The 25654-nt window shown below is 67.7% G+C and carries 27 protein-coding genes; 11 read left to right on the forward strand and 16 right to left on the reverse strand.

Translation table 11 applies throughout. The features are described 5' to 3' along the window. Nucleotides 1–121: 121 nt before the first annotated feature. From ACGFNJ_RS15325 to ACGFNJ_RS15335, 3 genes are all read right to left on the reverse strand, one after another. The gene (locus tag ACGFNJ_RS15325; protein WP_393447593.1) at nt 122–1042 is read right to left on the reverse strand and encodes an LLM class flavin-dependent oxidoreductase; all 921 of its coding nucleotides are present in this window, start codon (nt 1040–1042) and stop codon (nt 122–124) included. Between the two features lie 42 nt (nt 1043–1084). Further along, nucleotides 1085–1495, reverse strand: coding sequence for a nitroreductase family deazaflavin-dependent oxidoreductase (locus ACGFNJ_RS15330; protein WP_393447595.1), 411 nt, complete (start codon nt 1493–1495; stop codon nt 1085–1087). 75 nt (nt 1496–1570) lie between these two features. Next, nucleotides 1571–3082, reverse strand: a complete 1512-nt coding sequence (locus ACGFNJ_RS15335; RefSeq protein WP_393447597.1) for a flavin-containing monooxygenase — start codon at nt 3080–3082, stop codon at nt 1571–1573. 69 nt (nt 3083–3151) lie between these two features. Here ACGFNJ_RS15335 and ACGFNJ_RS15340 point away from each other — a divergent pair, with 69 nt between their 5' ends. Then, entirely contained in the window at nt 3152–4156 is a 1005-nt protein-coding gene (locus tag ACGFNJ_RS15340; RefSeq protein ID WP_393447599.1) for an AraC family transcriptional regulator, read from the forward strand. Here ACGFNJ_RS15340 and ACGFNJ_RS15345 read toward each other — a convergent pair whose 3' ends face one another. Further along, on the reverse strand, nt 4157–4729 hold the full coding sequence (locus ACGFNJ_RS15345) for a TetR/AcrR family transcriptional regulator (protein WP_393447601.1): 573 nt from the start codon (nt 4727–4729) through the stop codon (nt 4157–4159). It lies immediately after the preceding gene. Nucleotides 4730–4853: 124 nt separating this feature from the next. Here ACGFNJ_RS15345 and ACGFNJ_RS15350 point away from each other — a divergent pair, with 124 nt between their 5' ends. Beyond that, complete coding sequence (locus ACGFNJ_RS15350) at nt 4854–6281, forward strand: MFS transporter (protein WP_393447603.1); 1428 nt, start codon at nt 4854–4856, stop codon at nt 6279–6281. Nucleotides 6282–6356: 75 nt separating this feature from the next. Continuing rightward, nucleotides 6357–9251: a BTAD domain-containing putative transcriptional regulator gene (locus ACGFNJ_RS15355; RefSeq protein ID WP_393447605.1), complete on the forward strand. Its 2895-nt coding sequence runs from the start codon at nt 6357–6359 to the stop codon at nt 9249–9251. Nucleotides 9252–9543: 292 nt separating this feature from the next. Here ACGFNJ_RS15355 and ACGFNJ_RS15360 read toward each other — a convergent pair whose 3' ends face one another. The 3 genes from ACGFNJ_RS15360 to ACGFNJ_RS15370 form a co-directional block, all read right to left on the reverse strand. Continuing rightward, complete coding sequence (locus ACGFNJ_RS15360) at nt 9544–10527, reverse strand: zinc-binding alcohol dehydrogenase family protein (protein ID WP_393447607.1); 984 nt, start codon at nt 10525–10527, stop codon at nt 9544–9546. Between the two features lie 4 nt (nt 10528–10531). After that, nucleotides 10532–10996, reverse strand: coding sequence for a MarR family winged helix-turn-helix transcriptional regulator (locus ACGFNJ_RS15365; RefSeq protein WP_393447609.1), 465 nt, complete (start codon nt 10994–10996; stop codon nt 10532–10534). A 167-nt stretch (nt 10997–11163) separates the two neighbouring features. After that, the gene (locus ACGFNJ_RS15370) at nt 11164–12612 is read right to left on the reverse strand and encodes an alpha/beta hydrolase (RefSeq protein WP_393447611.1); all 1449 of its coding nucleotides are present in this window, start codon (nt 12610–12612) and stop codon (nt 11164–11166) included. Nucleotides 12613–12682: 70 nt separating this feature from the next. On the opposite strand from ACGFNJ_RS15370, the gene ACGFNJ_RS15375 reads away from it, so the two are divergent. The 3 genes from ACGFNJ_RS15375 to ACGFNJ_RS15385 are packed head-to-tail and all read left to right on the forward strand — an operon-like array spanning nt 12683 to nt 14643. Next, entirely contained in the window at nt 12683–13285 is a 603-nt protein-coding gene (locus ACGFNJ_RS15375) for a TetR/AcrR family transcriptional regulator (protein WP_393447613.1), read from the forward strand. Beyond that, nucleotides 13282–13863, forward strand: a complete 582-nt coding sequence (locus ACGFNJ_RS15380; protein ID WP_393447615.1) for a YdcF family protein — start codon at nt 13282–13284, stop codon at nt 13861–13863. Before ACGFNJ_RS15375 ends, ACGFNJ_RS15380 begins: the two co-directional genes overlap by 4 nt. A gap of 45 nt (nt 13864–13908) precedes the next feature. Further along, nucleotides 13909–14643: a VIT family protein gene (locus ACGFNJ_RS15385; protein ID WP_393447617.1), complete on the forward strand. Its 735-nt coding sequence runs from the start codon at nt 13909–13911 to the stop codon at nt 14641–14643. Between the two features lie 72 nt (nt 14644–14715). Here the strand turns inward: ACGFNJ_RS15385 and ACGFNJ_RS15390 are convergent, their stop codons facing one another. The 3 genes from ACGFNJ_RS15390 to ACGFNJ_RS15400 are packed head-to-tail and all read right to left on the reverse strand — an operon-like array spanning nt 14716 to nt 15531. Beyond that, nucleotides 14716–14889, reverse strand: a complete 174-nt coding sequence (locus tag ACGFNJ_RS15390; RefSeq protein ID WP_393447619.1) for a CsbD family protein — start codon at nt 14887–14889, stop codon at nt 14716–14718. 9 nt (nt 14890–14898) lie between these two features. Further along, nucleotides 14899–15054: a DUF6131 family protein gene (locus ACGFNJ_RS15395; RefSeq protein WP_167837670.1), complete on the reverse strand. Its 156-nt coding sequence runs from the start codon at nt 15052–15054 to the stop codon at nt 14899–14901. 24 nt (nt 15055–15078) lie between these two features. Further along, nucleotides 15079–15531, reverse strand: coding sequence for a hypothetical protein (locus ACGFNJ_RS15400; RefSeq protein ID WP_393447621.1), 453 nt, complete (start codon nt 15529–15531; stop codon nt 15079–15081). A gap of 126 nt (nt 15532–15657) precedes the next feature. Between ACGFNJ_RS15400 and ACGFNJ_RS15405 the strand changes: the two genes are divergently transcribed. Continuing rightward, nucleotides 15658–15852, forward strand: a complete 195-nt coding sequence (locus ACGFNJ_RS15405) for a heavy-metal-associated domain-containing protein (protein WP_393447623.1) — start codon at nt 15658–15660, stop codon at nt 15850–15852. Nucleotide 15853: 1 nt separating this feature from the next. On the opposite strand, the gene ACGFNJ_RS15410 is transcribed toward ACGFNJ_RS15405, so the two are convergent. After that, nucleotides 15854–17431, reverse strand: a complete 1578-nt coding sequence (locus ACGFNJ_RS15410) for a Na+/H+ antiporter (protein WP_393447625.1) — start codon at nt 17429–17431, stop codon at nt 15854–15856. Between the two features lie 120 nt (nt 17432–17551). Next, nucleotides 17552–18415 carry an MBL fold metallo-hydrolase gene (locus ACGFNJ_RS15415; protein ID WP_393447627.1) on the reverse strand — a complete coding sequence of 288 codons (864 nt, stop codon included), beginning with the start codon at nt 18413–18415 and terminating at the stop codon, nt 17552–17554. A gap of 148 nt (nt 18416–18563) precedes the next feature. Between ACGFNJ_RS15415 and ACGFNJ_RS15420 the strand changes: the two genes are divergently transcribed. Continuing rightward, nucleotides 18564–19736, forward strand: coding sequence for a cytochrome P450 (locus ACGFNJ_RS15420; protein WP_393447629.1), 1173 nt, complete (start codon nt 18564–18566; stop codon nt 19734–19736). Nucleotides 19737–19757: 21 nt separating this feature from the next. On the opposite strand, the gene ACGFNJ_RS15425 is transcribed toward ACGFNJ_RS15420, so the two are convergent. Next, complete coding sequence (locus ACGFNJ_RS15425; RefSeq protein ID WP_393447631.1) at nt 19758–20759, reverse strand: DUF418 domain-containing protein; 1002 nt, start codon at nt 20757–20759, stop codon at nt 19758–19760. Between the two features lie 120 nt (nt 20760–20879). Here ACGFNJ_RS15425 and ACGFNJ_RS15430 point away from each other — a divergent pair, with 120 nt between their 5' ends. Both ACGFNJ_RS15430 and ACGFNJ_RS15435 read left to right on the forward strand, forming a co-directional pair. Next, nucleotides 20880–21326, forward strand: a complete 447-nt coding sequence (locus tag ACGFNJ_RS15430) for a MarR family winged helix-turn-helix transcriptional regulator (RefSeq protein ID WP_393447633.1) — start codon at nt 20880–20882, stop codon at nt 21324–21326. A 31-nt stretch (nt 21327–21357) separates the two neighbouring features. Beyond that, the gene (locus ACGFNJ_RS15435; protein WP_393447635.1) at nt 21358–21738 is read left to right on the forward strand and encodes a DUF5313 family protein; all 381 of its coding nucleotides are present in this window, start codon (nt 21358–21360) and stop codon (nt 21736–21738) included. A 16-nt stretch (nt 21739–21754) separates the two neighbouring features. On the opposite strand, the gene ACGFNJ_RS15440 is transcribed toward ACGFNJ_RS15435, so the two are convergent. Together ACGFNJ_RS15440 and ACGFNJ_RS15445 are read right to left on the reverse strand one after the other, a co-directional pair. Beyond that, nucleotides 21755–22390 (reverse strand): response regulator, encoded by a 636-nt coding sequence (locus ACGFNJ_RS15440; RefSeq protein ID WP_393447637.1) that lies wholly within the window; start codon nt 22388–22390, stop codon nt 21755–21757. Continuing rightward, nucleotides 22387–23592 carry a sensor histidine kinase gene (locus ACGFNJ_RS15445; protein ID WP_393447639.1) on the reverse strand — a complete coding sequence of 402 codons (1206 nt, stop codon included), beginning with the start codon at nt 23590–23592 and terminating at the stop codon, nt 22387–22389. The genes ACGFNJ_RS15440 and ACGFNJ_RS15445 overlap by 4 nt, the downstream gene beginning before the upstream one ends. A gap of 126 nt (nt 23593–23718) precedes the next feature. Between ACGFNJ_RS15445 and ACGFNJ_RS15450 the strand changes: the two genes are divergently transcribed. After that, nucleotides 23719–24687 carry an SDR family NAD(P)-dependent oxidoreductase gene (locus ACGFNJ_RS15450; protein WP_393447641.1) on the forward strand — a complete coding sequence of 323 codons (969 nt, stop codon included), beginning with the start codon at nt 23719–23721 and terminating at the stop codon, nt 24685–24687. A 76-nt stretch (nt 24688–24763) separates the two neighbouring features. On the opposite strand, the gene ACGFNJ_RS15455 is transcribed toward ACGFNJ_RS15450, so the two are convergent. Next, nucleotides 24764–25648 (reverse strand): aminoglycoside phosphotransferase family protein, encoded by an 885-nt coding sequence (locus ACGFNJ_RS15455; protein ID WP_393447643.1) that lies wholly within the window; start codon nt 25646–25648, stop codon nt 24764–24766. Nucleotides 25649–25654: the final 6 nt, after the last annotated feature.

The raw sequence follows: 25654 nt of genomic DNA on the forward strand, positions 1-25654 counted from the left end.
CCGCACCCCTTCTGCGCATCCGCACCGTTTCTGGCAGACCAGAAGCAGTGCGGATCCACAGAGAGGGTGCGGATTCGCAGAAGGAGTGCGGTGGTATGCCCGGCGCCGTGATGGGAACGTCTCAGGCGACGTGGGGTAGCACTTCGGCGACGACGCGTTCCATTTGGGATGCCGAGTCGAAAAGTGGGTTGATCAGGATCATTTCGGCGCCGATGTCCGCTACCGCGCGCAGTCCCTCGATGCAGGTCTCCGGCGCGCCGCACACTGCTACGGGCAGCAGTGACTTGCCGAAGTCGCCGTACTGGGCGACGAGGGCTTCGACCATGCGGGTACGTGCGCGCTCGACGTCGTCGTCGACCGCGATGTACACCCGTTTCGCGATGCGGAAAGTCGCTGGTTCCCTGCCGGTTTCGGCCAGTGCGGCGCGGACGATCGGGACCTGTTCGGCGAACTGGGCCGTGGTCGAGGAGCCCGCGCCGAAGAAGCCGTCGCCCCTGCGGACGGCGCGGCGCAGCGCGGCAGGCTTGCTGCCGCCGAACCACAGTGGCGGATAAGGCTTCTGGAACGGTTTCGGTTCCATGGTGGCGGCGGCCAACCGCCAGAACTCACCGTCGAAATCGATGATCGGCTCGGTCCACAGCGCTTGCATCAAGTCGAGGCCCTCGTTGAAGCGCCGCACGAGATTGTCGCCGGGAGCGACATCGAACGCGGACAGCATCCTGCCGCGGCCGCCGATCCCGACGCCGATCTCCAGCCTGCCTCTGCTCAACTGGTCCAGCGTGCTGATCCGCTTCGCGAGATGCACCGGATTGTGCAGCGGCGTCACGAATACCGAGCATCCGAGCCGCAGCCGCTCGTTACTGGCCGCGGCGAAAGCCAGCAGCTCCAGCGGGCTCATGCTCGGCGCGGATCCGATCACCTGCTCGGTCATCCATGCGCTCTCGAACCCGAGCTCTTCGGCCCGATCGAGGTACTCGCGCAGGGCTTTCGGCTGAAATGTCCCGTCAGCGAAATGCTGTGGAATCGAGATTCCGTATCGCATCCCTCGACCCTAGCCCCGAACCACCCTAACGGGTTAGCTTTATCAGCTATCGATCGTGAGCGTGACCACCGGGATGACGCGGTCGGTCTTCTCCTGATAGTCGGCGAAGCCGGGCATGACCGCGACCATCGCGGCGTAGAGGCGGTCGCGTTCTGGCCCTTCGGTGATCGGCGTCGCGGTCGCCTTGTGGGTTTCGGTGCCGACCTCGATGGTCACCTCCGGGTTGGCGCGCAGGTTGTAGTACCAGTCGGGGTTGGTCGGCGCACCCGCCTTCGAGGCGATGATGACCAGCCGGTCCCCGTCACGGACGTACGCGACCGGGCTGACGCGCGCCTGGCCGGATTTGGCACCGATGGTGGTGAGCAGCAGCAGATCAGCGCCCTCGAACGGCCCGCCGACCTTGCCGGCGTTGTTCCGGAATTCCTCGATGATCTGGGTGTTCCAGTCGGCCATTCGATGCTCCTCGTGGTTGCGGAAGATCAGTGATGTGATCTTCCGCCGAGCCTATCGGGCGGCGGCAGCCGGAAGTCAGCGCGCCGCCGAGAACTCGGGCTCACGGACCGCCGACCTCGGCGTAGCGGCGAGGGTCTTGTCGAGGTCGGTGCGCAGCGTGGTCGCCGAGTCGAGGAGGTAGTTCTGGCGGACCTTCCACGGATGACGATCACCCTGACGGGGGAAATCGGCGATCGAGCGCTGAATGTAGCCTGCGGCGAGGTCGAGCAGCGGCTGCTCGGTGATGTTGCGCTCCGCGCGCGGGACGACGGCGGCGTAGTCACGGCGGTCCATGTGGTTGATGATCTTGCAGACCAGGCGGGAGCTGAGGTCGGCACGCAAGGTCCATGACGCGTTGGTGTAGCCGATGCAGACGGCGAAGTTGGGCAGGCCGGTGAGCATCGCGCCCTGCCAGACAAATTGGTCGGCCAGCGTGACCGATTCCCCATCGACCCGAGGGGTGATGCCGCCGAACGCGAGCATTTGCAGGCCGGTCGCGGTCACGATGATGTCGGCGGGCAGCACCCGGCCGGACTTCAACCGAATACCCTCCGGCACAAAGGTATCGATGTGATCGGTGACGACCTCGGCCTTGCCCTTCTTCATCGCCTTGAAGAAATCGGCGTCGGGGACCGCGCACAGACGCTGGTCCCACGGGTCGTAGCTCGGCGTGAAATGCTCGGCTACGGCCTTCTCGTCCTTGAGGATTCGCGTCGTCAAGCCGGTGAGCAGCTTGCGCGCGGCCTCCGGGCGGCGACGGCAGTACTGGTAGAAGCCGATGCTGAACAGAATGTTCTTGGTGCGGATCACCCGGTGCGCCAGGTTCGGCGGCAGCAGCTCCCGGATCTTGTCGGCGTATTTGTCGCGGCCCGGCACCGCGCTGATCCAGGTCGGGCTGCGCTGCAACATGGTGACCCGCTCGGCCTGTTCGGCCATCGCGGGCACCAGCGTGACGGCGGTGGCTCCGCTGCCGATCACCACGACGCGCTTACCGACGTAATCGAGGTCTTCCTGCCAGAACTGCGGATGCACCACCTGGCCGGAAAACGAAGCGGCGCCGGGGAATTCGGGTGAGTAGCCGTGGTCGTAGTTGTAGTAGCCCGCACAGGCGTACAGGAAGCCACAGGTCAGTTCGCGCCGCGTGGCGTTGCCCGCCTGGTCGCGCTCTTCGAGAGTCAGTGTCCAGCGGGCGGTTTCGCTGGACCAGTCGGCCGCGATCACCTTGGTCTGGTAGCGGATATGCCGGTCGATGCCGAATTCGGCGGCAGTTTCGTTGATATAGCGGCGAATCGAGGGGCCGTCGGCGATCGCCTTGGCATCACGCCACGGCTTGAACGGGTAGCCGAGGGTGAACATGTCGGAGTCCGAACGGATGCCGGGATACCGGAACAGGTCCCAGGTGCCGCCCATCGCCGCGCGGGCCTCGAGAATGGCATAGGTCTTCCCGCGGCACTCGGTCTGCAACCGATAGGCGGCGCCGATGCCGGACAAGCCAGCGCCGACGATCACGACGTCGAGGTGTTCGGGGGCTGCGACGGACTGGCTCATACTCCCAGTCTGTAACGATGCGACCTCGGATTCTTGACTTTGCACGACAACTATTTGATTCTGAGCGACATGTCGGTAATTCGCTCCGCAGGCCTGCGCGGTTTTCGCGCGACGGTCGCGGAGCTCGGCGGCAACGCCGAGGACTTCGCCACCGCGTGCGGGCTGCCGCTCGCAGCCCTGGACACCGACGATCTACTGATTCCGGATCAAGCACTGGCCGCCGCGCTGGAACTGGCCGCGCACCAACTGAACTGCCCCGACCTCGGCCTGCGCATCGCCATGCGTCAGGACCTCGACATGCTCGGCCCGCTGGCCTTGGCCATCCGCAACTCCCCCTCGCTGGCCCATGTCCTCGAATGCTCCGCGCGCTACCTGTTCCTGCATGCCCGCTCGCTTACGCTCACCTCGGAGCCGGACCCGTACGACGATCCGCACGTCATCGCGCTGCGTTATGGCGTCCGCCCAGGGCTGCCACCACCCGTCCAGGGCATCGACCTCGGACTGGCGTTCGTGCACCGCACGATTCAGCGCCTGTGCGACGAACGTTACGGGCTGCGCTCGGTCGAATTGCCTTACGTACCAGAAGCGCCGATCACCCGATACGAGGAATTCTTCGGCGTGCCGGTGCGCATCAACCGGCCCTATGCGGCGCTCCGGGTGCCGCGCGACCTGCCGAACCGGCCATTGAGCGGCGGCGACGAAACCCTGCACCGCATCGCGATGTCCTTCCTCGCAGAGCAATCGGGTGGCGCCGACGCCGCCGTCGCACCGAAGGTCCGCGCCGCCGTGCAACAGCTGCTCGGTACCACCGCACCCGAAATCGACGCCGTCGCAAGGCTGTTGACCGTCCATCCGCGCACCCTGCAACGCCGCCTTGCCGCCGAGGACACCTCGTTCGCCGTCATCCTCGACGAGGTCCGCCGCGAAGAAGCGCGCCGCTACCTCACCACCACCGACATGCCGATGAGCCAGGTCGCGTCGCTGATCGGACTGTCCGAGCAGTCGACGTTCACCCGCTGCTGCCGAAGATGGTGGGGCACAACGCCGACCGTGATCCGCCGCCACCGCGGCTGATCACCGACCGGCGACGCGCAGCCCGTCGAAGGTGACGGCGAGCAGTCGATCGGCGACCTCCGGCGTCTTCTCGCAGGCGACGCCGATGCCGTGCCCGAACCGCAGCAGGTCGCGCGGTTCGATGTCGGCGCGGATGATGCCCGCCTCCTGCGCAGGCTTCAACAGCTCGGCGGCGGCGTCGGTGATCATCGTCCGGCACAGCGTGAACGTCTCGGACTCGGGGTCTATCAACGCCTTCAGCGTGGTCGCGAGGCTCCGCTTGTCCATCACCCACGCCACCTGCTCACGCATCCACTGCTCTAGTGCGTCTGCGGTAGGCAAGGTTTCGCGCAATTCACCAGCACGCCTGCAGAGCGTTTCGATGCTGGAGCGATAGACCGCCTCGACGAGCGCCTCCCGATTCGGGAAGTGCCGGTAAAGCGTGCCCGCCCCGACGCCTGCACGCCTGGCGATGTCGTCGAGGGGCGCTTCCGGTCCGTGCTCGGCGAACGCCTCGCGCGCAGTTTCCACGATCCGCTCATAGTTGCGCCGCGCATCGGCCCGCATCGGCCGACCGGTCGAAGGTGCGCCCACGAACCCTCCACTAGAAACGGATTGACTCTCCGGTTAGTCTTGCGAAACCGGAGAAACTCTCCATATGATAGCTCCATCGAAACGGAGAGTCTCTCCGCTTAGCCCGAAAACGATGGAGCGTTCTTTGTCGACCACACTTCCCACGGGCATCGCCGCGCCGGACACCGGCCTGCGCCCCGTTCGTTCCAGCCTCGTGCTGGTCACCCTGCTCACCTGCCAGCTGATGATCATCCTGGACATCACCGTGATGAACGTGGCGCTGCCGCGCATCCGCACCGACCTCGACTTCAGCGCGACCGGCCTGGCCTGGGTGATGAACGCCTACACCCTGGTCTTCGGCGGACTGTTGCTGCTCGGCGGCCGGGCGGGCGACCTGTTCGGCAGGCGCAACCTGTTCATCATCGGCACCACCCTGTTCACCCTGGCCTCGTTGGCAGGCGGCCTGGCCCCGTCGGCGACCTGGCTGCTCGTCGCCCGCGTGGTGCAGGGCATCGGCGCGGCCATGGCGGGACCGAGCACGCTCGCTCTGCTGACCACCACCTTCAGCGAACCCAAGGCCAGGATGCGGGTGCTCGCCCTCTTCTCCGGCATGTCCAGCGCAGGCTTCGCCATCGGCCTCATCGTCGGCGGACTGCTGACCGAATGGCTCGGCTGGCGGTCGGTGCTGTTCATCAACGTGCCCTTCGGGCTCACCGTCGCCGTGCTCGCCCTGCGCTATCTGCCCGACGCGGTGCGCCAGCCCGCCCGGCTCGACCTGCCTGGCGCGGTGACCGCGACCGCCGGTGTCGCGTCGCTCGTCTACGGCTTCCTCAGCGCCGCGTCCAACGGCTGGGGCAGCGAGACCACCGACATCGCGCTGGCTGCAGGCGCCATCCTGCTCGTTGCGTTCCTGACGATCGAATTCCGCACGGCCCAACCACTGTTGCCGCTGCGGCTGTTCACCGACCGCAATCGCGCCGCCGCGTACGCCAACATCTTCCTCGGCCCGATGGCGGGCATGTCGATGTTCTTCTTCCTGACCCAGTACCTCCAGGAAGTGCGCGGATTGAGCGCGCTGGCAACGGGTTTCGCGTTCCTGCCGACCGCGGTGCTGATGTTCACGATGATCAGGCTGATCCCGCGGCTGCTGCCGCGCTTCGGGCCGAAACCGGTGACGATCGTCGGCACCGTGCTGATGGGGTCCGGGCTGGCATTGCTCACCCAGCTGACCACGGACAGTGGCTATTTCCCCTTGCTGTTCGCGGCGATGCTGCTGATGGGGCTCGGCATCGGGCTGGCATTCTCGCCGCTCAACGTGATCATCATGTCGAATGTGCCGCCGAGCGACGCGGGCGCGGCAGGCGGTGCGCTGCAGACACTGCAGCAGACCGGCGGCGCGCTCGGACTCGCCGTCCTTGTCACCGTGTTCGGCACCGCGACCAGGAGCGCCACCGGTTCCGCGCAGCAGGTGCTGGTCAGCGGAATCACGACGGCATTCGCCGCGGCGGTCGGTATCGCGGTGCTGACGTTTCTGGTCGCGCTCACCTTCCGCAGCACCAGGGCGGCGGCCTGACACGCCCCGAACTCGCGGGGCGCGCCAACCCGAAGCGCCGCCAAGTAAACTCCCAGCGTTCGGGAGGTTCTACTGGTGCACTTCACTGTGTTAGGGGAGGTCAAGGGGTGGCGCGGGGACGCGCCACTCCAGCTGGGGCCGCCGCAGCGACGAGCCGTGTTGGCGGCCTTGCTGTTGCGTGCGGGCAACGCGGTGACGGCCGACGAACTGGTCGAGGGCATCTGGGGTGAGCGACCGGTGCCGCGCGCGGTCGCCGCGCTGCGCACCCATGTCGCGCAATTGCGCAGAACCCTGGAACCGGATCGAGAGTCGCGGGGGCCGTCGACGGTGCTCGTCTCGATCGGCGACGGCTACGCGCTGCGCATACCACCGGACGCCACCGATGTCGCCGAGGTCGAGCGGCTGGTCGCGGCGGCAGGTCAGGTCCGCGACCTCGATCCGCACACGGCGTGGACCCATCTGGTCGCCGCGCTGGACAAGTGGCAGGGCATCGCACTCAGCGGGCTGCCCGGCCCGTTCGCGGAACGGCAACGCTCGCGGCTCGAACAGTGGCGACTTGCCATCCTGGAGGACCGGCTCGCCCTCGACATCGAGACGGGGCGCAGCTCCGACGCGGTCGCGGAGCTCGGCCCGTTGATCGAGGAACATCCACTGCGCGAACGATTTCGGGCGCTGTTGATGACCGCGCTGTATCACTGCGGCCGCCAGTCCGACGCGCTGGACGCCTACGCGCGGGCCCGGCGGGCACTGGTGGACGGCGTCGGCGTCGAGCCGGGTCCCGAGCTGAGCGTGGTACACGAGCGCATCCTGCGCGGCGCGCTCCCGATGCCGGCCGCGGCCACCGTCCAGCGGGCCGGAATCGAGCAGGTGCCTGCCCAATTGCCGCCCGACATCGCCGATTTCACCGGCCGTGCGCAACTCGTCGACGAGCTGGCCGCACAGCTGACCGGCGCGAGCAGCGCGGTCGCGATCTCCGCGGTCGGTGGCATGGGCGGCGTCGGAAAGACCACCCTCGCACTGCATGTGGCGCACCGGGTGCGGGATCGGTTCCCGGACGGGCAGTTGTATGCGAACCTGCACGGGGTCGATCCGCTGCCGACCCCGCCCGCCGCCGCACTCGGTGGCTTCCTGCGCGCGCTCGGCGTCGCGGAGGGCGATATCCCGTCCACCCTCGACGAGCGGGCCGCCGAGCTGCGTACCCGGTTGTCCGGCAAGCGAATCCTGATGGTGCTCGACAACGCGCTGGACTACGCGCAGGTCGCGCCGCTGCTCGCCGGGTCGGCGGTGCTGATCACCAGCCGGTCGGCGCTGACCGAGCTGCCCTCGGTGACCAGGACCCGGCTCGACGTGCTCGAAGCGGCGGAGGCCTTGGTGTTGCTCGAGCGCATCCTCGGCGTCGATCGCGTTGCCGCCGAGGCGGACTCGGCCCGCGCGGTGGTCGCCCTGTGCGGACACCTGCCGCTGGCGGTCCGCATCGTCGGCGCCAGGCTCGCGGTCCGGCCGCAGTGGACGATCGCGTCGTTCGCCGAGCGGCTCGCCGACGAGAAGAGCAGGCTCGACGTCCTCAAGACCGGTGAGCTCGCGGTCGAGGCGGCGTTCCGGCTCGGCTACGGACAGCTCACCGACGAGCAGGCCAAGGCCTTTCGCACGCTGGCGCTGGCGGAGGTGCCCGATCTGTCCGTCGACGGCATCGCCGCGATCCTCGGCGTCACCGCGCCGCAGGCCGAGGAGCTGTGCGAATCCCTGGTCGATCTGAGCCTTTTGGAGACCACCGCGCCTGGCCGGTACCGATTCCACGACCTGCTGCGGCTTTTCGCGTGCAGCATTGCCGACGAGGACGAATCCGTCCTGCTGGTCCGGGTGCTCGACTACTACCTGGCCAGTGCGAAGAACCTGCTCAGCGCGATCGACTACAGCAACACGACCCGCCTGCTCGTCCCGACGACGGTCCCCGGCCGCGCCTTCGCCGGCGGCGCGGATGGCCAGGCGTGGAACGACATCGAGCGCCCTGTCGTCATCGCGCTGCACCAGCAGGCCGCCCGGATCGGCGGGCGCGCCCTTGATGTCGCGGCCGATCTGGCCTGGGTGATGGCCGAGTTGATGGACGCGGGCACCGGCGCGCGCGAGCTCTCACGCGCGCTGGAATCGATGCTGGACACCGCGATCGCGGAGGACAACCTGGCCGCCGAGCGGCGGATCAGGACCGCGCTCGGCGCGCTGCTCCAGGTCGGGCTCGGCGAGGTCGAGGCCAGCCTGCCGCATCTGCACGCGGTCTCGGGCCCGCAGGGGAACGACGCCGACCGCAGGCTCGCGGTGCTCGCGTCGGTATTGCTCGGCGTCGCGGCACGCAGGCTCGGCGACGCGGACGCCTCGCATCGGCATTTCGAGCACGCGACCCAGCTCACCCGGGCGCTCGGCGACCGGTCGATGGAGGCATGGTGCCTGGCCCTGGTCACCCGAACCTACTGCGAGGCAGGACAATACGATGAGGCGCTACTGATGGCCGAGCGGGCCATCGCGCTCGCGCACGAGTCGTCGAACCCGGTGGCGCTCGGCTGGGCGACGCACGAGCTGGCGGCCACCCTGTCGATGCTCGGCGAGCATCAGCGCGCGATCGAGCTCGGCACCGACGCGGTGCGCGCGGCGCGGCGCAACGGGGTGCGGCTGTGGGAGGGCTGGGCGCGCACCCGGCTGGCGCAGATCCACCTGCAGGCGGGCGACCCGGTCGAGGCGGAGTCGAACGCCGTCGAGGCGCTGCGCCTGCTGACCAAGGCCGCCGACCCGATCGACCGGGCGCGGGCGATGGCGTTGCATGCCGCCGCGCTGGCGGCGCGCGGCCGCCGCGGACGCGCTGAGCAGGAGCTCGAGGAAGCCGCCGAGATCTTCCGGCGGGCGGGCCTGTCGCCGCCGAACCTCGATCGGCTGTACGGCGCGCACGCTGCGGAAACAGACGTCGCAGGCGTTGAATAACGAACGTTGATTCGTTATTTATCGGTTGCGGAACGGCGGCTGGCATCGTCTTGGTCTGTGTGACCATCATCGCCAGTGGTGGACAGGAGACCAGCCCTGCGGCCCAGCGCCGCAGGCACCGTGACCGGGAGGCGGGGCCGGGACCGCGTCGACTCGCGTCCGTGGGGTGCGCGAGACGCACCGCGTCCCGTCGCCGACACCAGCAGCGCATGATGAGGGTGCGCTGCGACAGCATCGGCGATTCGGTTCCGCTCTCCTGTCCATCACCGGCCGGCGCCCTGTCGAGGTGCGCTCAGAGTGCGACGACCAACTTGCCGACCGCGCCGCCGGATTCCATGTAGCCGTGCGCTTCTCGGATCTGGTCCAGCGAGAAGACCTGATCGACCGGGATGGTGATCCGGCCTGCCGCCGCGGCATCGAGGAACTCCTGCAGGACAGCGGCGGGCAGGTCGCTCGCGTCACCCCCATAGGCCGTGAGGCGGACACCCTGCGGCAGATAGCCGAGGGGATAGAAGTTCTCGACGAGCCACTCGTTGGACAGCATGCCGGTGAAACAGACGACGCCATGAATTCTGGTGGCGCGCAATGTATCCGGTAGTGTCGGCGTGCCGACCAGCTCGAGCGCGGTATCGACGCCGTCGGGCACGATCCTGCGGATTTGCTCGGCGACTTCGCCGTCGTCGATCAGCACGTGGTCGACGCCGAGCTGCTTCAACGCATCGGCCTTGGCCGGGTTGCGGGTGGTCGCGAAGACGGTCATGCCCCGCTGCGCGGCGAGCACCGCGGTGGCCGCGCCGACCGACGAGGTGCCGCCCCGGATCAGAATCGATTGTCCCGGTTGGGCATCGAGGCCGACGGTGAGCGAGCCGTAGGCGGTTTGCAGCATCTCCGGGACCGCGCCGAGCGTCGGCCAGTCCAGCGAGCTGGTGAACGGAATCACCTGGGCCACCGGCACACACGTGTACTCGGCGTAGCCGCCGTCGAAGGCGCGGCCCATGCCGCCCATCATCGCGACGACCTGCTTGCCGACCGCGAACTCGCCGCCGGGACACGCGGCGACGACACCGGTCGCCTCGATGCCCGGCACCCGAGGAAAGGTCATGCCCTCCGCGAGGCCGAGCCTGGTGTGCAGCTCGGACCTGTTGAGGCCGAACGCCTTTACCTGGATGAGCACCTCACCCGGCCGCGGCGTCGGCACCGGTAGCTCGCGGATCTGCAGCGCCGAGAGCGGCCCTGGGCCGTCCAGCACCACGGCCCGCATGGTGGTTGCGGTCATTCGATTACTCCTTCTCTGGTTCCGCCGTCGGCGCGGCGGCGGCATTGGCGGCACGGAGCAGACGCAGCGTGGCATCGAGCCGGTCCAGGGACACCGTCCCGAGCACGGCGCCCATCCGCTCTGCGAGTTCCGCCTCGACCGTTTCGGTGGCGGCATGCACGATGCGTTCGCCCTTGTCCGTCAGCGTGATACGCGACGAGCGACCGTCGGCGGGGTCGCGCTGTCGTTGCGCGTAGCCCGCCGCCTGCACCCGATCGACGATCTTGCTTGCGCCGCCCTCGGTGATCGTCAATCCCTCGGCGATGTCCCTGACCCGCGCGCCGCCCGGCCTGCCCGCGACGCGCAGCATCTCGAACCACGGCACCGGCAGCGCATGCTCGGCGCGCAGCCGCCGCTCGACGGTGTTCCAGAGCAGGATTTCCACCCGGACCAGCTGGTCGAACACCTCGACCAGACGCGCATCCGTCATGCGGTACTCCATTCCCTGTAAGTCTTCTTTGCTAACCACGGTCGGTGACTACGGCACCTTTGCAGGCAACTTCACGGCATGGCACTCTTCGATGCCGCAAATCTTCATTCCATGGAATGGAACGTAGCGGGGCGTTTCGATTATTCCCGCCCGCGCCGACGATGCGATCAGCGGCAGACTGCGCCGCGTTCGGGCACCACACCCGCACGCAGGTAGCCGTTCACGACCCGGTCGACGCACTCGTTCACGCCGCCGTAGGCACCGTGGCCGACACCGTGATACGTCAGCAGGACACCGGAGGGCAGCGCCTGCGCCAGCTCGGTCACCCACTCGATCGGCGCCTCCGGATCACCGGTGTTGCCGATCAACACGATCGGCGCGGCACCGGCGCCGCCGAGCGGAGCACGACCGACACCGTGCACGGACCAGTAGGTGCACTCCGCCAGGCGGAGCCCGGTGAGTTCGCCGAAACGCGGTGCAACCCCGGCGAACTCGGGAAGCAGCCCGCGCACCTGGTCGGTGGTGTAGAAGTCCGGGTAGTCGGCACAGTTCGCGGCGGTATTGATGGATGCGAAGTTCGACCGAGACCCATCGGGCCTGCGCCCCGCGAAAAGGTCCGCGTAGCCGACGAGTTCGCTTCCGTCCCCCGAAAAGGCCTTGGCCAGTGCGGGAATGAGGTGCGACCAACTCTCCGGCGCGGCAACACCGAGGCCGAGCCCGGCGGTCGCGACGGCCCGGGTGAGCGGCGTGCCGCGATCGGTGCGCACCGGCGCCGCCTCGGCCTGTGCGAGGAAGGCGTCCACCCGAGTCAGTGCCTGCTCCCGCGTGCCGCCGAGCGGACAATTGCCCGCCGCCACACAGAAATCCAGGAATGCTCGCAGCGAGGCCTCACTGCCGGCCGCCTGATCGAGCAGGCTCTGCCGGAACGTGCGCAACGGAGTGCCAGGGGCGTCGAGCAACATCCGGCCGACGCGCTGCGGGAACAGCGTGGCGTAGGCAGCGCCGAGCTGACCGCCGTACGAGACGCCGAGATAGTTGAGCTTGTCGTCGCCGACGGCGGCGCGGACCAGATCGAGATCGCGGGCGGAATCGAACAGGCCGATGTGCGGTAGCAGCGGGCCCGACTGCGTGGCGCACGAGTCGGTGAACTGCCTGCTGCTCGCGTCGACCGCGGCCCACTCGGCGTCGGTACGCGGAACACGGTCGGGCAGTGCGGTTTCCGCGCACTGGACCGCGGTGCTGCGGCCGACACCGCGCGGATCCCACGACACCAGGTCGTAGCGATCGAGCAGCGCCGAGAACTTGGCTGCCACGCCGACCACGGTTTCCAGGCCGGAGCCGCCGGGCCCGCCCGGGTTGTAGACCAGCGATCCGAGCCGCTGCGCCGGATCGGCGCTACGGGTCCGGATCAGCGCGAGATCGATCGTGCCCGCGCCGGGATCGCGATGGTCGCGCGGCGCGGTGATCGTCGCGCACTCCCACACCCGGTCGTCACCGGAGATGCCCGCGCACGGCGACCAGGTCGGCCCGGCCTGCTCCGCCGGACGCGACCGCTCCGCCGCGCACGACCCGGCCAGCAGCGCAAGCACCGCGAGCATCGCACCGAACCACCGCATCGCCACCCACCCCTTTATTAGCACGACTGTGTTGACAATTAAGTTAGCACAGTCGTGCTACAAATACGAGGTGGCTAGAACCGTTGATCAACAAGCCCATCAGCAGCGGCGGCAGGCGATCGCCGAGGCGGTGTGGCGGGTCATCCAGCGCGACGGGCTGGAGCACGCGTCGGTGCGCAGGGTGGCCGACGAGGCAGGGATGTCCATGGGCAGCCTGCGGCACTACTTCGCCACCCAGTCCGAACTACTCGCCTTCTCACTCGGCATGGTCGGCGAAGGGATGATGGACCACATCCGGCAGTTGGACCTGGCCGAAGACCCCCTCGAACGCGCGGTGCAGATCCTGCTCACCGGCCTGCTGCCGACCGGCCCGCGCCAACGCGCGATCACCCAGGTATGGCTGGCGTTCCTCGGCCGGGTGCTCACCGAGCCGTCCCTGCGCCGGAGCAGCAACGAACTCTATGACGCCACCGGCGAACTCGTCGCCTGGGTGATGGCGGAACTGGCCGCCAGCGGCCGTCTGCGCGACGACCTCGACCTGACACTGGAAACCCAGCGCCTCTACATCCTCATCGACGGCCTCACCGTGCAGGCGCTGATCCGCCCGGAAAAGGTGCCACCGACCCGGCTTCGGGAACTGCTGACACATCATCTCGACCAGCTGTGCCGATGATCGGCGGCCGAGCTGTCGGTACCCTCGGAGAAGTGCCCGGCCTGCGACGAGCTGGAATTTTCTTCGGCACCCTGATCGCCCTGGTCCTGCTGATCGGGCTCGCGGGGCTGCCGGTGTACGTGTATCCGCAGAAGGATCCGCTGCGCAAAGCCGATGCCATCGTGGTGCTCGGCGGCACCGCCTACGAACGGTTCGATGTCGGGCTCGAGCTCGCGCAGCGCGGATACGCTCCCACCCTGGTGATTTCGCGGTCCACCGGGAACGACGACCACGAGATGGACAAGTACTGCGCGGGCCGATTCGACTTCACCGTCAGCTGTTTCATCCCCGACCCGTGGACGACCGAGGGCGAAGCGCACGAAATACGGCGGCGGGCAAAACAATTCGGTTGGCGGCACATCATCGTGGTGACCTACACACCGCATGTGTCGCGCGCGCGGTACATCGTGTCGAAATGCTTCGACGGCGAAATCACGATGGTGGCCAGCCCGAGCGACTCGGGCCTGAGTTTCTGGGCGTGGATGTACCTCAGGCAGTCGGCGGGATATCTGCGGGCATTTCTCTCACTGGGCTGCTGACGAGGCGCACCGAAATCGCCACGGGAGTGGCATAGTCTGCGGCTCATGGACGAAACGACCGGCGCACCCGCCTCGGGCGGGCACCCACACGAACCGCACGCCGAGGGACTGGCGTCCAAGCTGAATTGGTTGCGCGCGGGCGTACTCGGCGCGAACGACGGCATCGTCTCCACCGCGGGCCTCGTCGTCGGCGTCGCCGCCGCGACGACCAGCACGAACGCCATCTTCACCGCGGGCATCGCCGGGCTGTCGGCCGGCGCGATCTCGATGGCGGTCGGCGAGTACGTCTCGGTGAGCACCCAGCGCGATTCGGAGCGGGCCCTGCTCGCCAAGGAGCGCAGGGAACTGCGCGAGGAACCGGAGTACGAGTTGGCCGAGCTGGCAGGCATTTACGAGGCCAAAGGCTTGTCCGAGGCCACGGCCCGCAAGGTCGCCGAGGAACTCACCGCGCACGACGCGTTCACCGCGCACGCGGAGGCGGAGCTCGGGCTCGATCCCAAGGACCTGACCAATCCGTGGCAGGCGGCGTTCTCCTCGGCGGTGTCGTTCACCCTCGGTGCGCTGTTGCCGCTGCTTGCCATTCTGCTGCCGCCGGTGCCGGCGCGGATTCCGGTCACCTTCGCCGCCGTGCTCGTCGCGCTGGCACTGACCGGCACGATCAGTGCCCGCCTCGGCGGCAGCGGCCCTGGCCGGGCGGTGCTGCGGGTGGTGATCGGTGGCGCGCTGGCCATGGCGGTCACCTACGGCATCGGGCAACTGGCCGGAGTCGCCGGAGTATGACGGCAGCGGAAAGCCGGTGCCGGCCCGAGGGCTCGATTGCCCTTGGCCGACACCGGCTTTCGGTTCGACAGGTCAGCGCTTGAAGGCGTCCCGGAGTTTATCCGTTGCGCGTTTCAAGTTACCGCGAGCCTGTTCGCGTCGCCCTTCCGATTCCATGCGGCGATTTCCCGCCGCCCGGCCGAGGACCTTCTTCACGTTGCCCCTTGCCGCTTGCACCTGATGTGCGATCCGGTCTTCGAAGTTCATGGTCGGTCCCTAGTAATACCAGCGCCGACCGCCGACCGGGCGGCCCACCGAACCGGCGATCATCAGCACGAGGCCGACAATCAGGATGATGATGCCTGCGGTGGTGAGCAATCCGATTCCGAGCAACCACCCTGCGATGAGGAGGATGAGTCCGAGAACAATCATGGTCGTATTTCCTTTTATCGATGATTATTTCGACGTCGGCGCCTGCGCACGGGAGGTGCGTTCGGCGCGCGGTGTGTCCCCGGTAGCAGTGGTGGCCGGTTTACGGACGAACCTGCTCCAGACCGGCTCGCGGTGCGACGGCGCCGCGGGTTCCTTACGGACCGGCGGTGGTGTGCTGTCCCCGAGATCACGCCGGACCGCTGCCATTTCGCGGCGGGACTGCCTGAGTTCGCGACGGGCAGCCATGCCGCGTCGAGAGACACGCCAGGAGCCGGTCAATAGCAGGGTCAGCCCGAGCATGCCGATGGCGCCGAGAATGATGCCGTAGCCGAACAGCACACCGCTGGAACCGTGGAAGTGGTAGTCGAAAACGGCGAAATCACTGGACAACACGTGATTTCCGTCGTTGTTCGCCACCACGCCTGCGACTCCGACGATCACTGCCGCGATCAAGACGACGAGCCCGATGATGATCATGACAATCCTCTTGCGTCGAGTTGTATGACACCCCGGCTATTCCCGGGAAGCAGACCACCAAACGTAGGAATCGAACTCGACTGTTCGCCGGCGTTTACACCCGACGATTCGGTCTATTCGATCCACATGGCTACCTACACAATCACCTTGCACAACGTCACCCACGAGTCAGCTTCGGCCATCGAGTCGAATCTGCGCGGCGTCAACGGTGTCGACTCCGTCGACATCGACGTTCCCTCCGAGCGCGCGCTGGTGTCCTCCGACCTCAGCTACGGTGAGGTGCTCGACGCGATCCGGCAGAACGGCGTTTCCGCAAGCTGATTCAGCGCCTGCCCAGATCCAGGCGGCGAGTCACCCGGTCGACCACGTCCGGCGGTATGCCCGGCTCCCGGCGGGCGTTGAGTGCTTCGCGGCGGCCTGCCTCGAGGACCTCCTCGCGGATCTCGCGAATCTTGCCTGCCAGCATCAGGTTTCGCTTGGCATCCGACTCGGCGTCGGCGTCGGCTGCCTCCGGGTCGGCCTTCGCCGAGCGCAGCCGGAACGTGTCCCGGAAACGCTCGTAGACCTCATCGGGCAGCTGCTCGGCGGCGGCAATCTCCTTGAGACGAGCCAACTCTGCATTGACGACCCGCTCCCACAGTTGACGCTCGACTGCGCGCTCGCGCTGGGTGTCGGCATGCACCCCGGTCAGGCGCACCACCAACGGCAACGTCGGACCTTGCAGCAGCAGCGTGAAGAGCACGACGGCGAACGCGGTGAACAGGATCTCGGTGCGGCCGGGAAAGTCCTTGCCCTGGTCGGTGGTGAACGGAACAGCCAGCGCCAGTGCGACTGTCGCGACGCCGCGCATGCCCGCCCACCAGGTGACGATCGTTTCCTGCCAGGTATACGGCTCGTCGGCGTCCGCCCTGCGCCGCCAGTTCCTGCTGAGCGTCACGGTGGCCAACAACCAAGCCAGTCGCAGGCCGACCACCACCGCGACCACCGCGGCCGCGCCACCGAGCAGGCGCGGCCATTCGTGCCCTGTCGCGTCGAGCACCGTGGCGAGTTCCAGCCCGATGAGGCCGAAAGCGAAGCCGCTCAACAACATTTCGATGATGTCCCAGAACGATTCACCGACCAGCCGATAGTTCGAGTCGCCGAACTGGGTGACCGCATCGGTCAGATACAGCGCACAGACCAGCACGGCGAGCACACCAGAACCGTGCAACTCTTCGGCGAGCCCGTAGGCCGCGAACGGCAGCAGCAGGCTCAGCGCCACCTGCCAGGTCGCCTCCGACAGCAGGTTCGTCAACCGGCTGCCCGCCCACCCGAGCACCAGTCCGACCACGACGGCAACCACCGCGGAGATCACGAATTCCGCCGCGGCCTGCGGCGCGGAGAACGTGCCGGTGACCACGGCTTGAATCGCGACCCCGTAGATGACGATCGCGGTCACATCGTTGAACAACCCCTCCCCGCCAAGGACCACCACCAGACGGCGGGGCAAGCCGAGGCGACCCGCCATCGCGGACGCCGCCACCGGATCCGGTGGCGCGACCAAAGCCCCCAGCGCGACGGCAGCGGCGACCGGCAGCCCCGGATACCAAGCATGGAAGACCGCGCCTGCTGCGGCCGCGGTCGCGATGACCAATCCGAACGCACGCAGCGCGATGGAGACCCAGTTCTCCGCGAACTGCCGCCACGATGTCCGCCGAGCAGCCGCATACAGCAGCGGCGGCAACACCAACGGCAAGATCAACTCGGGCGCGATGTCGACCCGCGGCGCAAACGGGACCAGCGCGACCACACACCCGAACACCGTCATCAGCACCGCCGACGCGACACCGACCCGCTTACTGATCGGTTCGGCGAGGATCGCCGCGAACAGAATGACGAACATCAGCACCAACTGGTCCATGACCGTCCAGTCTGCGATGCGGCCGCGCATTTGCGGCCCGGACACGCGGGTTCCGGACGCGGACTGCCTGCTCGCCTGCGCTACCTCTCGCTGCCTCCGTCGCCTGCGTCGGGTGACCGATCAGGCAGGGTAGCCTGCTCGTTCGCTGGCGAAAACCCTACGCACGGACAGCCTCAATGCATCGGGGTTGAGGCGATCCGGATAGCGAGCGAGCATCGCGTCGACGAGTTCGGCCGGGTCGCCGACCTTGTCGAGCAGCTCGTCGAAATCGGTGAGGTAGGCGCGAGTGTCGGCGATTGCCCGTGGGGAGTCCTGGGCGCCTGGCGCTTTGTGGCCGGCGACAACTCGTTTCGGATGCAAGGCCGCGACTTGGTCGACTGCCGCGATCCACTGTTGCCGCGTGGCTTTGCTGGTTCGGGCGAGGTATTGGTGCACGCCGTTGTAGATGATGTCGCCCGCAACGACGAGGTCGAGCGAGGGCACATGCAGGAACGTGGTGTCGTGGGTGTCGCTGTAGCCTGCCTCGACGGCGCGCAGTTCGTGCCCTTCGAGGTCGATCACGCTGCCGGCCAGAGGTTGGGCTACCTGGAGGTCATTCGGGAGCTGACCAGGGAAGGTTGATTCCCAAAAGGCTTGGAAGAACTCGGGTTCCAGCTCTTGGTGCATATGCGCGACGGTGCCGGGGGTGGCAACCGCGCGGGCGCCGGGAAATCGCCGCAGCAACGGCGTCATGCCGAAGAAGTGGTCGCCGTGACCGTGGGTGAGGTAGATCGTGGTGAGGTTCTTTCCCGATGCCTCGATCCAGTCGCCCAGGTCGCGGGCCTGACCCTCGGTCAGGAAGGCGTCGACGAGGACTGCGTCGCGCGTGCCGGAGATCAGGGTGGCCGAGATGGGCGACCAGATCGATCTCGCCCCGGGGACGCCGGTCTCCGCCGGGATCGATGGCGTGACGAAAACCTCTGCTGTCAAAGCGCTTTCAGGCATGACCGAACTCCTGTTCAGAAGTGGGGGTAGCTAGCGAACCCGAAGCCCAACTCATGAGACACTCTCATTATGATGTCTCAGTCGAGACATTCAATGTGTTATGTCTCACCCCGGGTCGGCGGCGGTCGGCCTGAGAGATGATGGGCGGGTGACGGAGATATTCGGTGGTGGGTTCGCGGCCGATCCGTGGCCGGTGCTGGCGCGGCTGCGGGCCGAGGGTGGGGTGCATCGGGTTCGGACGCCGGATGGGCCGCCCGCGTGGTTGGTGACCAGGTACGCGGATGTGCGGGCGGGGCTGCTCGACGATCGGTTGTCGACCAACCCGCACTTGGCGAGTGCCGGGGAGTATCAGGGCTTCGGTGTTCCGCCACCCTTGGATGCCGTGCTTGTCGCAGAGCCCGCCGACCATGCTCGGCTGCGCAGGATGGTGACCGGCGAGCTCTCGCCGCGACGACTGGCCGAGTGGACCGACCTGGCGCCTGAGCTGGTCGATTCCCTACTGCATGAACTGGATTCGGGCGCCGAGATCGATCTCGTCGAGCGCTTGGCGGTCCCGCTGCCCGTCGCGATGCTCGGCGAACTGCTGGGCTTGGGCACGACCGAGCGCGAAAGGTTAGCCGACTGGGCGAATTCGACACTGCTGCCGTCGGCCACTCCCCTGCGTGCCAGAGACACCCTCGCCACGATGTTCGGGATCGTCACTGCGGCTACGGAACAGGCGCGGGCAGAGCGTGCCGACACGATGCTCGGCAGACTGGTCGCCGCACACGACGACACCGGGTTGCCACGCACGGATGAGCTGGCCGGTCTGCTGTTCTACCTCCTGTTCGTCTGGTACGAGGTGCTCGTCGACCTGATCGCCGGATCGGTGCTGACCTTGATCGGGCGACCGGATCAGCGGCGCGTTTTGCACAGCACGAACGAGAAGCATTCAGCGGTAGACGAATTGCTGCGCTACCTGTCGCCACCGATCCTCGCGGGCCACAGGTTCGCGACCACGGAGCTGACCATCGGCGACCAGACGATCGAGGCCGGGCAAACGATCCTGTTGTGTCTCGCATCGGCCAATCACGACCCGGAAGTCTTCGACAGCCCGGATGAGTTGGACCTGACCCGAGCTCCGCATGCTCAGCTCGGCCTGGGACTCGGTGTGCGCGCATGCCTCGGCAATGCACTGGTGCGCGCACTGACTGCGGCCGTGGTCGACCACCTCTTCACCCGCTGGCCGGACACCACGCTCATGGTTCCCGAACGAGACATCTCCTGGCGCTCCGGATTTCGTCATCGCGGGCCGCAGACATTACCGGTGAAGCTGGGGTGAAATGTTGTCCGCCAACCGCTTTCACCAGCGGCGGCTCGGCTCCGGTTCGCGCCGGGCAGGCACCAGTTCCCACCAGGTGACGCAGCGCCAGACCCATTCGAGCGGACCGTAGCGGAAAACCTTCAACCAGCCCCAGCTGACGAACGCCTGCACGATGATGATCGCCGCGGCCAGGCCGAGCAGCAGACCGTAGTTGGCGGAACCGGCCAGTCCGAGGTGCGGTGCGGCGAGCAGGATCAACGCCGTCGCGGACACGTAGTTGGTCAACGCCATTCGGCCCATCGGCGCGAGCACCTCGGCCAGCACCGCGCCGGTTTCGGTGCGTAGCACCAGCAAGAGTCCGGTCAGATAGGCGAGTGCGCCGAGCAGGCCTGCGACCGCGGGCGCACACGTGGCAAGCAGGTCCAGGTAGGGCGTTCGGTACTGCCACATCCCTGCGAACACCGCGGCGGGCAGTGCCAGCGCGAACAGCACCGCGAGTTGCCAGCCACGTTCGTCGAGGGTGTCGGCGATGCCGAAGCGCGCGGCGGCAAGGCCGAGCAGGAAAAGTCCTGGGATCAGCCCGAATCCGCCGCCGAGCCAGACCGCGACACCGACCGTGCCCACCAGGCCTGCGATCAGGATCGCCCAACGCGGCAAACTCGCGGCAGGCAGCAGGATCACCAATCCGACTATGGCGTAAGGCAATAACGCCTCGCCGGGTTGGAACTGATGGTGCGCCAACCCGAGCAGACCGAGCGCGACCAGTCGACGCGCCAGCACCAGCCGCGGCCGGTCGGTGCGCAACGCGGCGCTGTCGAGGAACAGCGCGAAGCTCAGCCCGAACAGGAACGAGAAGATCGGGAAGAACCGGCCTTCGAACAGCACCGAGAGCAGGTGCCGCAGCGGAACCAGCTCCCCTGGCGCTTTCACCGTGGCCATGTCGGTGAGCTGCCAGATGTTGACGACCAGAATTCCGCACAGGGCGAATCCACGCACGGCATCGAGTTCGTGGATGCGTGGGCGGGCCGCGTTCTGGTGCATGCGTCTCAACGTAACGAGAACCCGCGCGCGAGCCACGCTTCTCGGACGAGATGTCGCCCACATACTTCGTGCGTTAACTGTTTGTGCGTTAACCTATAGACCGGCACGACAGGAGGACAGATGGAGATCGACGATCCGCTGCGGCTCGACCGGCAGGTCTGCTTCGCGCTTGCGGTGGCCAATCGCTCGGTGCTCGCCGTGTATCGGCCGCTGCTGGAACCGCTCGGACTCACCCACCCGCAGTATCTGGTGATGCTCGCGCTCTGGGGTGCGGCGCCGATGTCGGTCAAGGCGATCGCCGAGGCCATTCAGCTGGACTCACCGACGCTCTCGCCGCTGCTCAAGCGGCTGGAGAGCGCCGGGTTGATCACCAGGGAACGCGACAGCCGCGACGAGCGGAACCTCGTGGTGAAGCTGACCGCGGTCGGCGCCGCGATGCGTCAGCAGGCCGAGCAGATCCCGCCGGCCGTGGTGGACCGCCTCGGCGTCACGCTGGCCGATCTCGAAGAACTCCGCGATGTCCTCACCCGCGTCAACAAGGCCGCACGGCGTTCCGTGCTCAGTTAACCCCGTTCGCACCACCGCGAGGAGTCCGCGCATGCCCCGAGACCAGCGACGGCCCAACCCGATCCAGTGGATCGGCTACGCCTTCGGACGCCGCCTACCCGATTCGATGATCGCATGGGTCCGCCACGACCTCACCGGAAAGCACGCCGTCACAAGGCATCTCGTGCGTGGCATGCTCCCGTTCACCCCACTGTTCGCGGCCTTCCTGCTCTTCCCCGGCGAACTGTGGCTGCGCGGTTCGATGGTGCTCCTCGCCGCCCTGCTCGCCCTGTTCTACACCACCGCATTCATGCCGATGAACCGCGCACACCGCTTGGTCAAGCACGGCCTGCCCGCCGACCTGGAAAACCCCGACCGCGCCCGCCGCCGCGCCATCGAACGCGCGAAATACGCTGCGCAACACCCACACTGACGTGCATTCACCGGCATCACTGCCGACGGGCGCCGAGGACGGCCAGTTGGACGCGGTTGGTGGTGCCGGTCTTTGCCATCAGGTTGGTGACGTGGGTTTTGACTGTGGTGATGCCTAGGTGCAGGCGGGTGGCGATTTCGGCGTTGGCGAGTCCGTCGGCGACGAGGGCGAGCACTTGGGCCTCGCGCGCGGTCAGGCCCGGTAGGGGCGGGTGGTCGACCGGGGTTGCGCGTGCGCTCAGGGCGGTGTCGACCACTCGGCGTAGTACCTCTGGTGAGAACGGGCGGTCGCCCTCGGCGGCGCGGTGGATGCCGCGCAGTAGGTCGGCGGGTGAGGCGTCCTTGACCAGGAAGCCGCAGGCGCCTGCCGCAAGCGCCGGGTAGAGGTGATCGTCGTCGTCGAAGGTGGTCAGTGCGAGCACCCTCGTCTGCGGCCTGGCGGCGAGAATTGTTGCTGTGGCCCGGATTCCGTCCATGCCGGGCATGCGCAGATCCATCAGCACGACATCGGGGCACAACTGCTCGGCGAGGCGAACGCCCTCGGCGCCGGTGCTCGCCTCGCCGACCACCTCGAGCGTGGCATCGGTTTCGCAGAGCATGCGCAGGCCGGCCCGGACCAGGTGCTGGTCGTCGACGAGGAGTACGCGGATCATCGCGTAGCGATTTCGTGCGGGGTGGCGGTTGGCAATGCCTGCCTGCCGACCGGAAGGCGTGCCGCCAGTTGCCATTCCGTGCCGACGCAGGAGGCGGTGAACTCGCCGCCGAGCAGTTCCACCCGCTCGCGCAAGCCGATCAGCCCGAGCCCGTGACCGGCAGCGGCGGGCACGGGCTCCGAGCGCACACGAGAACCGTTGTCGCACAACAGGAAATGCAGTACGTCGTCCTGCATCGTGATGCTCAGCCGAGCAGTCGTGCCAGGACCAGCGTGCTGCACGATGTTGGCAACGCCCTCCTGGGTGAGCCGCAGCATCGTAAGGGCAAGCACCGCATCGACTTCGGTGATGCCCTCGGCCAGTGCGGTGGTCACGGTGACCCCTGACTGCCCGGCCCGCGTCACGACCGCGGTGAGCGCGTCGGGCAGATCGGCGGGCGCGATGAACGGATCATCGGTCATCGCGGGGTCGCGCAGAATCGCCACCAGCCTGCGCAGATCGGTGAGGGTCTCCTTGCCGCTTGCGTGGATATCGTCGAGGACTTCGAGCGCGCCCGCAGGCGCATCGGGCATGGCATGCCTGGCGACGCCGACACGAAGCACGGTCGATGACACGTGATGGGCGATCAGGTCGTGCAATTCCCGTGCGATGGCGGTGCGTTCGACGGCGCGCGCCGCGGCCACCTCGGCGTCGCGGCGCTGCGTAATCTCCTGTGCTTGCTGTCGCGCGTGCTCGGCGCTCTCGCGCGCAGTCCGCAGCAGAGCACCGACCAGCAGCGGCGCGCCGGCCATGACCAGCGCCCGATACCCGTTGGCGGCCATCTCCCCGCTCGGATGCAGCAGGTAGGCGCCGGCGAGCGCGCCAGCGGCGAGCCACGGCTGCCAGCCCGACCGGCGGGCCGACACCTCGATCAGCGCGACCGCCGCCGCGACCTTCGCCACCACCGGGCCGGTGTCGCCGACTTCGAAGCCGAGCAGCAGCACACCGCTGACCACGAGCGACGTGAGGAACGGCCAGCGCAGCCCACCTGCGGTCGCCAGCACCGCGAGCAACCCGATTGCCCAGTCGCGCAGGCTCGGCGCGTCGGTGAGCAGGAGCAGATACCCCGCCGCCGTGACCGCGAGCAGCAGCGTCCGCAGCGGCAGAAACCGCACGTCGAACCACCACTGCACACCTCGGGTCACCCCGGCCGAGCTCACCACACTCCCATCATGCCGTCTGACCTGTCCCCCGCGGTTCCTCCGGTAGGAGGAGCGCCTCCTCCTTACGGCCGGAAGCCGGGCCTGCGGGCGGAGTCGCCGGACCGCGTGCGCCGCGAAGGTAATGGCATGACGAACGAGCAGCTCGACGCCGACAACAAGCCCACTGAACCCGATGAACCGACGCAGGCGCGACCGAGCCGTCGGCGCCTGCTCGGCACGGTGGCCGCCGCCTCCGGGCTCGCAGTTGGCGCGGCCGCAGGCGTTGCGCTGGGTGCAAATTCGAATCCGCCCCGATACGAGCCGACCGCGCTGCGCCGGTTCGACGGCAAGACCGTGCTGATCACCGGCGCCACCTCGGGCATCGGTGCGGCCGCCGCGCGGTTGTTCGCCGCCGAGGGCGGCCGGGTCGCGTTCTGCGGGCGGCGCGCCGACCGAGGCCGCGAGGTCGAGCGGGCGATTCGCGCGGCAGGCGGCGATGCGACCTACATCCAGGCGGATGTGCTGATCGAAGACCAGGTGCGCGGTTTCGTCGAGACGGCGGTGAAAACCTATGGCGGACTGCACGTCGCGTTCAACAACGCGGGCATCACCATCCAGAAGAAGCTGCACGAGTACTCCAGCGCGGAGTTCGATCAGGTCGTGCACACCAACTTGCGCGGCACCTTCCTCGCGATGAAATACGAAGTGCCGGAAATGATCCGCAGCGGCGGCGGCACCATCGTGGTCACCTCGTCGAGCAATGCGCTTGCCACCGACGGGGGCCGGGGCGCGTACACCGCGAGCAAACGCGGGTTGGTCGGGCTGGTCCAGTCGGCCGCGCTGGACTATGCGGCCGACGGTATCCGGGTCAACGCGCTGGTCCCCGGCACCACCGACACCGAGTTGGTGCGTCGCGCCGCAGGCATGGAAAACATCCCGGACGCCGCCTGGCAGACGTTGATGAAACAGTGGGCAGGGAGCAATGTTCCCGGCTTGGGCCGCCTCGCCACCGCCGCCGAGATCGCGGCGTTCGCGCTGACCCTCGCCTCCCCTGAACACCCGTACATGACGGGCGCTCAACTAGTCATCGATGGAGGAAAGACCGCGCACGCGTGAACATCTCGCCGGTCGGCGACACAAACACACGCGTGCCGTTTGGCAAAGTCTTTGCACGCGTTGATATCTCGTGCCGTCAGCGCAATGCCCATGGTGCGATCGCTTGCACCGAGGGGTAGCCAGGATCGTCGCTGTCCTCGTCTTCGGCGAACCATATCCAGTTGCGGGCGCATTGGACGATGGTCCACGCGCGGGCGCGGTCCGGGTCGAGGCCTGCGAGGTCGACGACGGCGGCGAATCGGTGGTCGAGGGTGGATTCGGTGCGCCGGTTCCACAGCAGCGACAGGGTGGTGAATTCCGGGTCGCCCACCAGCGGCTGTGGATCGATGGCCAGCCATGGTTCACGTTGTCCGGCAAGGACATTCTCGAAATGCAGGTCCTCGTTGGCCAGCACCTGAGCGGAGGTAGGGCCGAGCTGGGTGCACGCCTCGACCGCGGCATCGAGCAGCTTGCGCGGGAACGGCTCGCCGAGCCGCGCCCAGTCTCTCCGCAGTTCTTCCGCCCACACCGCCGATTCGGTGCGCAGGTTGCGCGAAATACCTTGCGGTGCAGGGATGGACAGCCTGCGCAGCAGTTCAGCGATGATCCGCACCGCGTCGTCGATCGGCTCGGTCTCCAGTGATCGTCCCGAGTCCAAGCGCTCCAGCAGCAAGGCGCCGTGCTCGGCGTCGCTCTCGAGCAGCAACACCGCGCCGTCGCCGTGCCAGGCCGCCAACGCGACCGGCTCGTCCTTGGTTTCCGGCGTCAGGTAGGCCAGCTTCAGCACGGCCCCGCTGCCGTCGGCGCGCCGGACCGGGAGCACCAGCCCGCCGTAGCCGTGCATCGAGGGTCCGTCGACGGTGAGCTGCCAGCGATCGCGATAGTCGGCGACCAGGCCGGGCAGACGATCGAGCCAGGCGCGGGCGGGCGCGCCCTCCTGTTTCGCGAGACGGGTGGCGAAGAATTCGGGGACAAGGGTCACGGCTTC

Origin of the sequence: Nocardia sp. NPDC049149 (assembly GCF_043197455.1) — a bacterium.
GTDB lineage: Bacteria > Actinomycetota > Actinomycetes > Mycobacteriales > Mycobacteriaceae > Nocardia.